Annotated in this window: 9 protein-coding genes; 1 reads left to right on the plus strand and 8 read right to left on the minus strand. The window is 69.0% G+C overall.

Annotated features, from left to right (window positions below; all coding sequences use genetic code 11):
* Positions 1 to 28 precede the first annotated feature (28 nt).
* The 7 genes from ABZT02_RS04855 to ABZT02_RS04885 form a co-directional block, all read right to left on the minus strand.
* Positions 29 to 1,489 (minus strand): glycoside hydrolase family 32 protein, encoded by a 1,461-nt coding sequence (locus ABZT02_RS04855; protein ID WP_356014225.1) that lies wholly within the window; start codon positions 1,487 to 1,489, stop codon positions 29 to 31.
* Positions 1,490 to 1,589: 100 nt separating this feature from the next.
* Positions 1,590 to 3,917: a glycoside hydrolase family 3 N-terminal domain-containing protein gene (locus ABZT02_RS04860; protein ID WP_356014227.1), complete on the minus strand. Its 2,328-nt coding sequence runs from the start codon at positions 3,915 to 3,917 to the stop codon at positions 1,590 to 1,592.
* A 70-nt stretch (positions 3,918 to 3,987) separates the two neighbouring features.
* A complete protein-coding gene (locus ABZT02_RS04865) occupies positions 3,988 to 4,881 on the minus strand; it encodes a carbohydrate ABC transporter permease (RefSeq protein WP_356014229.1) in 894 nt (297 codons plus the stop codon).
* Between the two features lie 6 nt (positions 4,882 to 4,887).
* Positions 4,888 to 5,865, minus strand: a complete 978-nt coding sequence (locus ABZT02_RS04870) for a sugar ABC transporter permease (RefSeq protein WP_356014231.1) — start codon at positions 5,863 to 5,865, stop codon at positions 4,888 to 4,890.
* 42 nt (positions 5,866 to 5,907) lie between these two features.
* Entirely contained in the window at positions 5,908 to 7,206 is a 1,299-nt protein-coding gene (locus ABZT02_RS04875) for an extracellular solute-binding protein (RefSeq protein ID WP_356014233.1), read from the minus strand.
* A gap of 479 nt (positions 7,207 to 7,685) precedes the next feature.
* Positions 7,686 to 8,693: a LacI family DNA-binding transcriptional regulator gene (locus tag ABZT02_RS04880; protein WP_356014235.1), complete on the minus strand. Its 1,008-nt coding sequence runs from the start codon at positions 8,691 to 8,693 to the stop codon at positions 7,686 to 7,688.
* 188 nt (positions 8,694 to 8,881) lie between these two features.
* Positions 8,882 to 9,925, minus strand: coding sequence for a LacI family DNA-binding transcriptional regulator (locus ABZT02_RS04885; RefSeq protein WP_356014237.1), 1,044 nt, complete (start codon positions 9,923 to 9,925; stop codon positions 8,882 to 8,884).
* 291 nt (positions 9,926 to 10,216) lie between these two features.
* Here ABZT02_RS04885 and ABZT02_RS04890 point away from each other — a divergent pair, with 291 nt between their 5' ends.
* Positions 10,217 to 12,766 (plus strand): GH32 C-terminal domain-containing protein, encoded by a 2,550-nt coding sequence (locus ABZT02_RS04890; RefSeq protein ID WP_356014239.1) that lies wholly within the window; start codon positions 10,217 to 10,219, stop codon positions 12,764 to 12,766.
* A 78-nt stretch (positions 12,767 to 12,844) separates the two neighbouring features.
* Here the strand turns inward: ABZT02_RS04890 and ABZT02_RS04895 are convergent, their stop codons facing one another.
* On the minus strand, positions 12,845 to 13,243 hold the full coding sequence (locus tag ABZT02_RS04895) for a hypothetical protein (protein WP_356014241.1): 399 nt from the start codon (positions 13,241 to 13,243) through the stop codon (positions 12,845 to 12,847).
* Positions 13,244 to 13,308: the final 65 nt, after the last annotated feature.

The raw sequence follows: 13,308 nt of genomic DNA on the forward strand, positions 1-13,308 counted from the left end.
TGAGGATCCTCCTTCAGACCTGTTGGTTTCAGTACTGCTCTGCGGCGCCGGCGGTCGGCGTCTTGATCACCAGCGGGTGCAGCTCCCACGCGTCGACCGCGTAGCGAAGGCGCGTGCCCGGTGCGGTGCGGGCCTGAAGTCGCCACGCGTCCTGCCCTGTCGGGTAGAAGCGCAGCGTGAGGACCTGGCCGGTAGAAGTCAGGAAGACCTCGGCGATGGAGTGGTCGACGACCACGCGCAGGTCGACCGGCTGGCCGGTGGGGCAGGGCATCCGGTAGGCGCCGCCGTGGGCCCGCGTGTCCAGGGAGGCGTGGTCACGGTCGACGACCAGTTCGCCCGCGTCCGGATCGAGACGGATGTCGAGGTACTCGGATCCGTCCGGGGTGGTGAGCAGCCGCAGGCCGGCGATCCCGGTCGGCTGCAGACGGGCCGTCAGGTCGAAGGCGCGTCCCACGCTGCCCAGTTCCACCGGCTCCGGGCCATGGGTCGCACCCTCGGCCTGCACAGTGCGCTCACCGCGCAGCGCGAGCAGCTCGGTGGCGGGCCGCTGACGCAGCATGCCGTCGCCGCCGACATGGATCTCGCGGGGCACGGTCAGAACGCCGGCCCATCCGCCGGCGACGGCCCAGGCTTGGTCGCGGGCTTCCCAAGACCAGCCCCACAGCAGCCATCTGCCGCCAGGTGCACGCAGGAGGGCAGGTGCGTAGCAGTCCGGGCCGTGGTCCGCCCACACCGGGCCGCCTGCCCTGAAGTGGCCGTCGTGCTCTTCGCCGATCAGAGCTGCGACGCGCATCGGGCCAGTAGGTTCGGTCCAGGTACTGAAGATGAGCGCGGCCGGTCCGCCGGCTGCCGGGAGGTACTGGGGGCATTCCCAGCCATCGCCGGTGAGCTCCTCGGTGCCGCCGATGGGCTCCGGATGACGGGCCACGAAGGGCCCTCGGTAGACCCAGGTCTCCAGATCGGGTGAGTCGTACAGGAGGGTGGCGGCCCGGCCGTCGGCGAGAGCGGCGCCGACCAGCATCCGCCAGCCGGCACCGTCACGCCAGACGTACGGGTCGCGGTACATGGTGCAGCCCTCGGGCAGCTCGGGGATGAGCAGTTCGCCTCGCGGGCTGAAGGTCTGGCCGCCATCGTGGGAGACGGCACAGGTGACCGGCTGGTGCTGGGGCGAGCGCTCCACGAGGTGCGCGGAGTAGAAGGCGACGAGCCGGTCGCCGTCGGAGACGACGTTGCCGGAGAAGCAGCCGTCGCCGTCCACGCCACCGGGCGTCGGTGACAGGGCGATCGGCAGCGGCTCCCAGGTCAGCAGGTCGGGGCTGCGGAAGTGGCCCCAGTGCATGTTCGCGTGTGTCGCGCCGTACGGGTTGTACTGGTAGGAGACGTGGTAGTGGCCGTCGTGGAAGACCAGCCCGTTGGGATCGTTGACCCAGTTGCGGGGCGGGCGCAGGTGCACCACGGGGTAGTGCACATCGCGGGGTGTGGTGGACACACGCGTGCCTTTCGGTGGTTCGGAGGGGCCCGCCCAGCCGGGTCAGGGATCGGCTGGGCGGGGGCTTCGAGCGGCCTTCGCATAGCCGACAGGCGGCGTTTCAGGCCCGGATGCGGAATTGCTCGCTCAGCTGTTGTTCCCGCCGTGAGCTGGGGCCGACGCGGAGGGCGAACTCCCCTGGTTCGACCACGCGGCGGTTGTCGGCCGTGACGAGTGAGCACTGCGCGGCGGGGATGCTCATGTCGACGGCAACGGTTTCACCTGGAAGCACTTCAGCCTGGGTGAAAGCCTTCAGCTCCTGCTCGGCCCAGGTGACGCTGGTGGTCAGGTCGCTGACGTACGCCTGGACCGTCTCCAGGGCCGGACGGCTTCCGCTGTTGGTGAGTCGCACCGTGGCGTGGACGGTGCCGTCGGCGGAGACCTCGTCCTCGTGCACAGTGAGGCCGGAGTAGGTGACGGTGGTGTAGCTCAGGCCCTCGCCGAACGCGAACAGGGGGTCCTGGGTGAGATCGGCGTAGCGGTCCCCGTGCTGGCCGCGCACCTGGTTGTAGAAGACGGGCTGCTGTCCGACGTGGCGGGCGAAGGAGACCGGGAGCCGGCCGCTGGGTTCGATCAGCCCGAGGAGGAGTTCGGCAATGGCGCGACCGCCGCGCATACCCGGGTTGAACGCCTCGATGAGCGCTGCCGCGTTGAGGGCCGAGTCCGGGAGGCTGCTGGGCTTGGACTGGGCGAGTACGACGATCATGGGTGTGCCGGTGGCAGCCACCGCGTCCAGCAGGGCGAGCTGGCCTCCTTGGAGCTCGAGCGTGGCCGTGGAACGCACCTCGCCCGCGAGCGCGATGGTGTCCCCCACGACGACGACGGCGTAGTCGGCGGCCTCGGCAGCGGCGGTGGCCTCCCGAAGCTGTGCCTGGTCGACCGGGGCCGGGGTGAAGACGGGCGGCTGCGGCTGGCCGTCGGGCCCGAGCGACCACTGGGTGGGGTCGAAGGCGAGGCTTTCGATGTCGGCCCCGCGGGCATGTGTGATGGTCCAGTCGGACGGCGCGACGGCGCGCAGGCCGTCCAGCACCGTCTCCACCGACTCCCGTGGATGGCCTTCGGGCATCCACGGGACCTGCCCGGTGGCGCCCGCCCAGTCGCCGAGCATGACTTGCGGGCTGTCGGCGTTGGGGCCGATGACCGCGATGGTCCGCGGCGTGCCCTGCCCTGCGGCGCGGCCGGTTCCGTCCGAGGTGAGCCCGCCTTCGAGGGGCAGGACCCCGTCGTTGCGCAGCAGCACCAGGGAACGACGGGCGGTCTCCAGGTTGAGGTCGGCGTGTGCGCGGCAGCCGATCACCTGTGCCTGCCGCTCGGGGTCGGGCATACGAGGGTCCTCGAAGAGCCCGAGCTCGAACTTCAGCCGCAGAACCCGCCGTACCGCGTCATCGATCTGCTTCTCCTCGACCAGACCCCGGGCGACCGCCTCCTGGGCGCCCTCGAAGAACGCCGGCGTAGCCATGATGAGGTCGTTGCCGGCGTTGACGGCGAGAGCCGCCGCCTCGACGTGGTCGGCACAGACCCGCTGGTCGTAGACCATCCGGCCGACGTTGTCCCAGTCGGTCACCAGCGTGCCAGTGAAGCCCCACTCGCCCTTGAGTACCTCGTTGAGCAGCCACTGGTGCGCGGTAATGGGCACGCCGTCGATCGACTGATAGCCGATCATGAACGTGCGGCAGCCCGCCCGGGCCGCCCGCTCGAACGGGGGCAGGAACCACGAGCGCAGCTTGCGCGGGCTGAGATCGGCCTCGCTCGCGTCGCGTCCGCCGAGAGTCTCGGAGTAGCCCGCGTAGTGCTTGGCGCACGCCAGCACGGCCGTCGGGTCGCCGAGGCCCTCCCCCTGGTAGCCGTGCACCATCGCCGCGCCCAACTCGCCTATCAGGTAAGGGTCTTCGCCGAACGTCTCGTCGATTCGCCCCCAGCGCAGGTCCCGGGTGATGCACAGGACCGGCGAGAACGTCCAGTGGATTCCAGTGGACGCGATCTCGGTAGCGGCCACGCGGGCGACCCGCTGAAGCAGAGCGGGATCCCAGCTGCAGGCCATGGCCAGCTGGGTCGGGAAGATGGTCGCACCCGGCCAGAACGAGTGGCCGTGGATGCCGTCGTCGCCTGTCAGCAGCGGAATCCCGAGCCGAGTTCGCCGAGCCAGCTCGATCGCTTCCGGCATCAGCGCGGGTGTCACGTGCAGGACGGACCCGGCCAGCTTGGCCGACACGATGTCCTCCAGGTCCCCGTGCTGTGCGTCGAGCGTCAGCAGCTGCCCGGCCTTCTCCGGCAGGGTCATCCGTGACAGCAGGTCCTCGATCCTCGCTTCCACGGAAGCTTCCGGATCCAGGTACGCCGCGGTGCGGACGGGCTGTCCCACTGTGGACTCCAAGTCATCAGTCGTCATAGGTCATCAGTCGTGACGGGGCAGGAAGTTGATGGCGGACGGAAGGTCGCCGCCGGTCAACGCAGGTGTGTCACTTCAGGCCGGTGGTGGCGATGCCCGCCACGAACTGGCGCTGGAAGAGGAGGAAGACGATCATCACGGGCAGCAGGACGATCACGGCGCCCGCGAGCAGGATCCCGAAGTGGGTGAAGGACTGTCCGCTGCTGGCCAGGGCGAGGCCGACGGGGAGGGTGTACTGGCTCTCGTTCTGGGCCACGACCAGCGGCCACAGGAAGTTGTTCCAGGAGCCGAGGAAGGTGATGATCCCCAGGGTGGCGAGGGCCGGCTTGGTCAGTGGCAGGACGATTCTCCAGAAGATGGCCAGCTCGCGGCAGCCGTCGACGCGGGCGGCGTCGATCAGCTCGTCGGGCAGGGTGGAGATGAACTGCCGCATCAGGAACACGCCGAACGGGCCGGCCAGGAACGGCAGGACGAGCCCGAGCATGGAGCCCGTCAGCTTCATGTTGGCCACCAGCACGTACAGCGGTACGAAGGTGACCAGGCCGGGGACCATGAGCGTCCCCATGACCAGCAGGAAGACGGCGCGCTGTCCGCGGAACTCCAGCTTGGCCAGGGCGTAGCCGAGCATCGAGCAGAAGAGGAGGTTTCCCGCGGTGACGGCGAGGGCCACCATCACGGAGTTGGCGAACATGCTCGTGAAGTCGAGCTTGCTGAACAGCTGGCTGTAGTTGCCGGTGGTGGGCGCGGTGGGGATCAGGACCGGCGGCACTCTGCGGATGTCGGCCTCGGGCTTGAAGGAGCCGGAGAGCATCCACAGGAACGGCGCGATCGTCAGCAGCAGGGCGCCGGCGAGCGGTACGTACATCCAGGGGTGGCCCCAGGTCTGCCGGATGTGCCGGCGCCTCAGGGCGCCGTCCGCGCCCGGGTCGCCCGGATGTGCCGTGCGAGTGGTGAGGGTGCTCATGGGGCGTCAGTCCTTGTCTCGCAGCAGCCGGAACTGCAGTACGGTCAGCGCGACGATGAGGACGAAGATGACGTAGCCGGCGGCCGACGCCATGTCGTAGTTGCCGTTGCCGAACTGGTTGTAGGCGTACAACGTGGCCGACAGGGTGGAGTCCAGCGGTCCGCCGCCGGTCATCACGAACGGCTCGTCGAAGAACTGCAGATAGCCGATGCCGGTGGTGACGGCGGTGAGCAGCAGGGCCGGGCGCAGAAGCGGGAAGGTGACCCGCCAGAACCGCTGCCAGGCCCCGGCGCCGTCGAGTTCGGCCGCCTCCATCAGGGACTGCGGTACGGATTGCAGCCCGGCCAGCATGATGATCATGACTGTGCCGAGATTGCGCCACACCGCCATCAGGATCATGACGGGCAGGGCGAACCGGGTGTCGGCCAGCCAGTTCGGACCGTCGATCCCGAACCAGCCCAGGACGGTGTTCACCAGTCCCGAGCGCGGGTCCAGGAGCGTCTTCCAGACCACGGCCACCGCCACGATGCTGGTGATCACCGGCAGATAGAAACCGACCCGGAACACGGCCCGGAAGCGGCGGATGCCACGGTCGAGGGCGACCGCCGCGGCAAGCCCGGCGGCCAGCGTCAACGGCAGGCCGACCAGGACGAAGACGGCCGTGTTGCGCAGCGCGTGGCGGAACTGCTCGTCCTGGAAGAGCCGCACGTAGTTGTCGAACCCGACGAACGACACGTTCAGCGGGGTGCGCAGGTCGGCGTTCTTGGTGTCGGTCAAGCCCATCAGCAGAGACCACACCACCGGCAGCAGCATGAAGGCCGCGAACAGCGCGAGAAACGGGGCGGCGAGAACCCAGGCGGCCCGGGTCTGTCGGCCGCGCGCCGTGCCCCGGAGCACGGAGCGCCGGCGACCGGCACTCCGCTCCGGCAGTTTGGTGTTCTGCTCTTGGGTGTCGCCCCGCCCGGGGAGCGTTTTCGTGGACATGGATGTCATCCGTCCGTACGAGGGCTGCTCACGCGTCGGCGCTCAGCGGCCGGTGCCGATACTGGTGGCCTTGGACTGCAGCGACTGCTGCACCTGGGCGACGCTGGCCTTGCCGAGGGTCAGCTTCTCCAGTTCGGAGTCGATGGCGTCGGCGATCTGCTGCCAGGTGGTGATGGCGGGAGGCGCCTTGCTGACCTCGAGCTGCTCGGCGAACGCCTTCATGTTCTCGTCCTCGGTCAGCTTCCCCACCGTCCACGCCTCGGGCGCGGGGGGCAGGCTGCCGGTGGCCTTGGCATAGGCCGCGAGGTTGGCGGGCTCCGTGAGGAACCGGGCGAACTTCCATGCCGCGTCGGAGTTCTTGGCGTCCTTGAACACCGCCAGGTCGCTGCCGCCGGCGAACCCCGCGGGCTTCTTGGTGTACGGCACCGGCATGGTCTTCCACTTGCCGTCGAGCTCCGGGGAGTCCTTGTGGAGGCTGCCTCCGGCCCACGCGGCCTCCTGGTACGTGGCGGTCAGCCCATCCCGGAAGTCCTGCAGGTTGTCCGCCTTGTCGGTCGGCGCCAGGCCCTGCTTCGGGACGCTCGCGTAGTACTCCAGCGCCTTGGCGACCTCGGGCGAGTCGAAGGTGAACTTCCCGGTCTTGGCGTCGTAGATGTCACCGCCCTCCTGCCACACCATCGGCAGCAGGAAGAGCCAGGAGTTGAAGCCCATCACCAGCCCGGTGGCGTGGCGCAGCTTGGGATTCTGCTTGCCTGCGGTGGCCTGGATGGCCTTGAGGTCCTTCAGGTATCCGTCCCGGTCGCCGGCCAGGGCGCCCTTGATGCCGGCCTTCGTGGTGATGTCGGTCCGGTAGTAGACCGCCGTGGTGTCGGCAATGAACGGCACGCCGTAGGCGGTGTCCTTGTACTTGGTGGTGTCCCACTGGCCGGAGTAGAAGTCCGCCGACTTGATCGACGTCGGCGTGGCCTGGAAGCCGTTCATGGCGGCCATTTCGGCCATCCAGGTGGAGCCGACCAGGGACATGTCCGGTGTGTTGCCACCGGCGATCGCGGTGGTCAGCTTGTCGTGGGCGCCGTCCCAGGGCACCGCCGTGATCTGGACCTTGACGTCGGGGTTCTGCTGCTCGAACTTCTTGGCCAGGCTCTCGAGGTTCTTGTCGGTGTCGCCCATGGACCACATGACGACCTTGCCGGTGGCCTTGCCGCTGCTGAGCTTCGCGGGTGCGTCCTTGCCGGAGCCGGAGTCGGCGCTCCGACCGCAGCCGGTGGCCACCAAGGCCGCCGTGACGGTGACGCACAGGATCTGGGCGGTTCTGACGGTGTGACGAGTAGTCGTACGCATTGTGCGGCTCCTTGCCGTTGAAAGCGATACGGGCGCAGGGGGGCGGCGAAGGGTGGGACCGGGCGGTACCCGGATGGGTCGGCCGGAGAGGTGGAGGCCGTCTGCGGTGACGGCGGCATCGACGGTCAGCCGCAGGTGGCGGCTGGCACGTCCGAAGCGGTGTGACGGGGGCCGGGCGGGGTGTGCCCGGTGTGCCTGATCGGGGAGGCGCGGCTGAGCCGGCGCCTCGGCGGTGACCGTGAACGCGGTCCCGCGTGGATGGTGGTGAAGCCGACCGGTGAACAGGCCGGTCGCGGCCGCAGCGTGGAGCGGCTTCAGGTGGAGCTCAGATGGAGCTGGACGACCTACCGCCCTGCCCGAGGGCCGGTTCGGTCAGTTCCGTGGCTGGCTGGAGTCCGTCCCCGCCTGCGGGGCGGGCAGGATGGCGGAGACGGACGGTTCGGAGGACACTGACACCCCACGCATGCGATGACGCGGCGTCAGTTCGAGTTCGGCTTTAACGTCGAGCCACGGACCACGAGGCTGGTGGGAATGGTGCAGGAGGGGGCGGCCTTCGGCGATCCGCGTACGTGGTCCAGCAGCAGACGCGCCGCCGCCTCACCCATCTCCCGCATCGGCTGACGGATGGTGGTCAGTGCCGGATAGGTGTACGACGCCATCTCGACGTCGTCGAAGCCCACCACGGCGACATCCTGCGGAACCCACAGACCGGCCTCGTGCAGGGCGGCGAGCACGCCGGCCGCGGAGGGGTCGTTGTGCGCGAAGACCGAATCGAACTCCACGCCGTCCGCGAGAGCGCGCGCGACCTCGCTCCGGCAGCGGTCGAAGTCGAAGTCACCGCAGACGATGCTGCGTTGGCCGATCTCGACCCCGGCTTCCGCATAGACATCGACGAAGCCGCCCAGCCGTTCCCCAGTGCAGCCGAACGCCTCGGGACCGGTGATCACCAGGGGACGACGGCGCCCGATGTCCAGCAGGTGCCGTGCCGCCTGCGCACCCCCCTCCCGGTTGGTGGTGGCCACGTAGGGGAATCCCGGCCGCTGGAAGCGATCGTCGATCAGCACGACCGGCAGCCCCGCTTCGTGCAGTTCCGTGATGTACCCCATGGCGCCCTCGGGCTCTATCACCAGCAGACCGTCGAACGACTTGGCGGCGACCTGCAGGCCCAGCCTGCGCAGTGACTCCTCACCGCGGTTCCAGGTCAGCATGCGCAGCCCGAAGCCCTCGGCCTCCAGCGTCTCGATGACCGCCTGCACGATCCCGGCCCAGGCCCAGGCCATATCAGGCACGAGCATGCCGATCATCTGGGTCGTGCCGCGTGCGAGCCCGACTGCTCCGGCGCTCGGCACATAGCCCAGCTCCGAGATCGCCTCGCGGACCTTCAGGACGGTGTTCTCGTTGATCTCGCCTTTGCCGTTCAGCACTCGCGAGACCGTCGTCTTGCTGACGCCGGCCCGTGAGGCCACGTCGGCGATGGTGACTCCCATGCCACCTCCTCTCACTCCACGCAGAGGCGGAAGACGTCCTCCCGCACCGAAGGGCCGATCGTACAGAGATCGGTGGAACCGGTACCGGGAGCGGTTCCGGAACCGGTTTCGGTACCGGTTCCGGCAGTGAAGCACCGGGAGGCCCGACCCGTCAACACACCGGAAACAACTCGTTCACGGGGAAGTCGTCAGCCGTCCTCGGGAGCAGGGAGTTCGCCGGAGCCGCGGGCGAGGTAGCGGGTGGGCAGCACGCTGTGACGGGCGGGCCCGGTCTCGCCCTCGATTCGGTCGAACAGCAGGCCGGCGGCCTCCCGGCCGATGGCGGAATGATCCTGGGCGATCACCGAGATACCGGGTTCGAGCAGGTCGGCGAGGGACAGGTCGTCGAAGCCGACCAGCGCTACGCGGTGCTGCAGCCCGCGCTCCTGCAGGGTCATGCGGGCCCCGACGGTCAGGAGGTTCTGTCCGGAGACGAGTGCCGTGGGGGCGTGGGCGAGGGCCAGGAGTTCACGGGTGGCTTCCTGGGCGGCTTCCGCACCGTGCAGGCCACGCCTCACCAGAGAGGGGTGCAGGACACATCCCACCTCGGCCAGCCCGTCCACGAACCCGGCGTAGCGCTCTTCGGCGGTCCAGATCGAGCGGAGGTCCCCGAGGAAGGCGATGCGCCGGTGACCTGCCTCGTGCAGCCTTTTCACCGCTGCCCGCACTCCCGCGCGGTTGTCCACCGTCACGGTGTCCACCTGCGGCGCTGTGGTGCGGCGGTCCACGCAGACGACGGGTGTGCCAGCGCGTCGGGCCGCGTCGAGGTCGGTGTCGTTCTGTCCGGTGGGCACCACGATGAGGCCGTCGACCCGGCGGGCGGTGAAGGTCTTCAGCAGGCCGCGTTCCCTGACCGGGTCCTCGTCGGTGGACCCGGCCAGGAGCAACATGCCGTGCTCGGCGGCAGCGTCCTCCACCGCGCGGTGCAGCGCGGCGGAGAAGGGGTTGGCCGCGTCCTCCAGGACCAGGCCGAGGGTGTGGGTGCGGCGGTCGGCCCGTCGCAGGCTGCTGGCCGTCAGATCCTGGCGGTAGCCGAGCTGCTCGGCGGCGCGCGTCACCCGTTCCGCCAGGTCAGGGGTGACGGGCTTGCCGTTGACGACCCGCGAGACGGTGGCGATGCCTACCCCGGCCGCAGTCGCGACGTCGCGGATGGTCGCCGGTCGCCGACCTGAGTCGTTGTGCTGGCTGGGCAACGTTTTCTCCCGGAGTCGATGGCAGCGTGCAGCCGTCTCGATCCTCGCATTCGGGAGTTTTTCTGCACAGGGTCTGGACTTCGGCGACATGGTCCCCGTACGTTCGGCGAAACGTTTCCAGCCCTGGCTGGAGCTGCCGGTGCCGTGCTGCCCCCACAGCCGGCTCGCCCTTGGCCTTGGATCAGGCCACGGCGGAGCCGCCGCCCGTAACCCGCACCCGTCACGCGCGACTCGTCACGCGTCAGTCCCCCTATGGCTGAGCCGAAGCCCGCCCGCCTGCAAGGAGCCGCCATGTCCAGCACCATCCGTCCGCGCCGCAGACTCCTGCCCGCGCTGGCCGTCCTGTCCGGGCTCGGCCTGGTCGCGGCCTCTCCCGCCATGGCCGACACGCTCTACCACGAGCAGTACCGCCCCCAGTTTCACTTCACCCCGGCCCAGAACTGGATGAACGACCCCAACGGCCTCATCTACTACAAGGGCCGGTACCACCTGTTCTTCCAGTACAACCCGTCCGGCAACAGCTGGGGCAACATGTCCTGGGGCCACGCGGTCAGCACTGACCTCGTGCACTGGAAGCAGCTGCCGGTGGCCATCCCGCAGGACGACCAGGAGATGATCTTCTCCGGCAGCGTGGTGCTGGACAGGAACAACTCCACCGGCTTCGGGACCAAGAAGAACCCTCCGCTCGTCGCCGTCTACACCAGCGCGCAGAAGGCTTCCGGCAAGCAGCAGCAGGCCCTTGCCTACAGCACCGACGGCGGCACCACCTGGACCAAGTACGACGACAACCCGGTGCTCGACATCGGCTCGAACAACTTCCGTGACCCCAAGGTCTTCTGGTATGCCCCCACGCAGCGCTGGCTGATGGCGGTCTCCCTCGCCGACCAGCACAAGATCGCCTTCTACAGCTCGGCCGACCTCAAGCACTGGACCCACCAGAGTGACTTCGGCCCGGCCGGCGCCACCGGCGGGGTGTGGGAGTGCCCGGACCTGTTCCCGCTGCCGGTCGACGGCGATCCGAAGAAGACCAAGTGGGTACTCGCCGTCAACCTCAACCCCGGCGGCATCGCGGGCGGCTCCGGCGCCCAGTACTTCGTCGGCGACTTCAACGGCAAGAAGTTCACCTCCGACGACGACGGCAGCTACACCCCGCCGAGCGGCACCGTCATGCAGGACTTCGAGTCGGGCTCGTTCGGCGACTGGACAGCCACCGGTGACGCGTTCGGCAGCGCGCCGGCGACCGGGGCGGTGGACTGGCAGTCACAGGTCACCGGCATCGAGGGCAAGGCTTTCGCCAACAGCTTCCACGGCGGGGACGCCTCCACCGGCACGCTGACCTCGGCCGAGTTCACGGTGACCAGCAACTACATCAACTTCAAGGTCGGCGGCGGCAACCACCCGTACAACCCCGACTCCGTCCTGGGCGACGAGCCGACACCCACCGGTGAAACCCTCGCCGACTTCGAGGGCAGCACCTACACCAGCCCCATCGGCGACTGGACCACCACCAGCGACGCCTTCGGCACCGGACCGGCCCAGGGCGCCATCGGAGACCAGCAGCAGGTCTCCGGCTACCTCGGCAACGGCCTGGCCAACAGCTTCCTGGGCGGCGACGCCAGCACCGGCACCCTCACCTCCCCGACGTTCACCATCGACAAGAGGTACCTGGACTTCCTCATCGGCGGCGGCTACCACCCCGCGAGCTCCGACGCCCCCACCGCGGTGGAGCTCATCGTGGACGGCAAGGTGGTGCGCTCCGCCACCGGATCCAACGGCGAAGCCCTGAACTGGTCTTCCTGGGACCTGTCCGACCTGCAGGGCAAGCAGGCCCAGATCAAGGTCGTGGACGACAACGCGGGAGGCTGGGGCCACCTCAACCTCGACCAGGTCGTCCTCTCCGACACCCAGGCGAAGCCCCCCTCCATCGAGACCGGCGTCAACCTGCTCGTCGACGGCAAGGTCGTCCAGAACGCCACCGGCGCCGACTCCGAGAACCTCGACTGGGCCTCCTTCAACACCACCGCCTACAAGGGCAAGAAGGTCCAGATCCAGATCGTCGACGCCAACCCCGGCGGCTGGGGACACGTCCTCGCCGACCAGTTCACCACCGCCGACAAGCCCGCCCTGAACACCACCCAGCGCGCCCACTGGCTCGACTACGGCGCGGACTTCTACGCCGCCAACACATGGACCGACGCACCCGGCGGCCGCCGCGTCATGACCGCCTGGATGAACAACTGGAACTACGGGCAGGCCATCCCCACCAGCCCGTGGCGCAGCGCCGACTCTTTCCCCCGCCAGCTCTCCCTTAAGACCGTGAACGGCAGGGTCCAGCTGATCCAGCAGCCGGTCCGCGAACTGACCACCCTGCGCGGCGCCGGCACCAAGGTGCCCAGCACACGCGTCACGAACACCACCGCCCCGCTCGCGGTGCACAGCAGCACCCAGGAACTCCAGGCCGACCTCACCGCCGGCACCGCCGACCGCTTCGGCCTGGACGTCCGCACCGGCGGCGGGCAGCGCACCCGCATCGGCTACGACACCGCCACCGGCGAGGTCTACATCGACCGCACCGCCTCCGGCGCCACCGACTTCGACCCCACCTTCTCCGGCATCCAGCGCGCTCCCCTCGACCTGCACGGCGGCCAACTGAGCCTGCACGTCCTCGTCGACGCCTCCTCCGTCGAGGTCTACGCCCAGAACACACGCGGCGAACAGGTCACCCTCACCGACCAGATCTTCCCCGACCCCTCCAGCACCGGCATCAATGCCTTCGCCGAGGGCGGCACCGCCACCATCGACCACATGCAGGCGTGGCAGCTGAAGTCCATATGGCGGTGACGAGCCCTCAGAAATGTGCCCCGGTCTACGGCGTCGGGGTCAGGGTCAGGACCAGCACAACTGGCCACCTGACACCCATCAGAAGGATGACAAACCAGAGCACCCTACCCCTCGAACGTCACATCGCCTCTTGGTGAGGACATCGCATACAAGGCCCGCGCCAAGGATGCCCAGTGATCGCCGATAAGGCCGCGACGGGTACGTCCTGGCCTCGTCGGCCACTTGTACCTCAATGCGCTTGCCCGCTGGTTCCAGGCCGTGCCGTTTCGCGTAGTTGACGACGCGCCGCCACTCCGCGACCTCGTCGTCATCAGGGTCGGTGATCCGAACGCGGCCCCCGGCGACGAGCCGCTCGATCAGCTCATGAGCCTTCGCCCGCCGGGCTCGTGCGACGGGCCTCTCGCTGTAGGGCGTCCGAGGGTTGGCGGGCGCTGCCGGCTCACTGCCATCAGCGACCGCACAGTCGTCGTCGATCATCAGGACCTCACCATCCCGCAAGGTATCGGCCGAAGGCCAGTCCCTCGACATCTAGGCCCCACTGC

It is taken from the genome of Streptomyces sp. NPDC005402, assembly GCF_040606575.1.
Classification (GTDB): Bacteria; Actinomycetota; Actinomycetes; order Streptomycetales; family Streptomycetaceae; genus Streptomyces.

Bases quoted from the DNA above. Each gene is read 5' to 3' on its own strand.
- ABZT02_RS04860 (WP_356014227.1), bottom strand. From the start codon at position 3,917: ATGACGACTGATGACTTGGAGTCCACAGTGGGACAGCCCGTCCGCACC.
- ABZT02_RS04865 (WP_356014229.1), bottom strand. From the start codon at position 4,881: ATGAGCACCCTCACCACTCGCACGGCACATCCGGGCGACCCGGGCGCG.
- ABZT02_RS04870 (WP_356014231.1), bottom strand. From the start codon at position 5,865: ATGTCCACGAAAACGCTCCCCGGGCGGGGCGACACCCAAGAGCAGAAC.
- ABZT02_RS04875 (WP_356014233.1), bottom strand. From the start codon at position 7,206: ATGCGTACGACTACTCGTCACACCGTCAGAACCGCCCAGATCCTGTGC.
- ABZT02_RS04880 (WP_356014235.1), bottom strand. From the start codon at position 8,693: ATGGGAGTCACCATCGCCGACGTGGCCTCACGGGCCGGCGTCAGCAAG.
- ABZT02_RS04890 (WP_356014239.1), top strand. From the start codon at position 10,217: ATGTCCAGCACCATCCGTCCGCGCCGCAGACTCCTGCCCGCGCTGGCC.
- ABZT02_RS04895 (WP_356014241.1), bottom strand. From the start codon at position 13,243: ATGATCGACGACGACTGTGCGGTCGCTGATGGCAGTGAGCCGGCAGCG.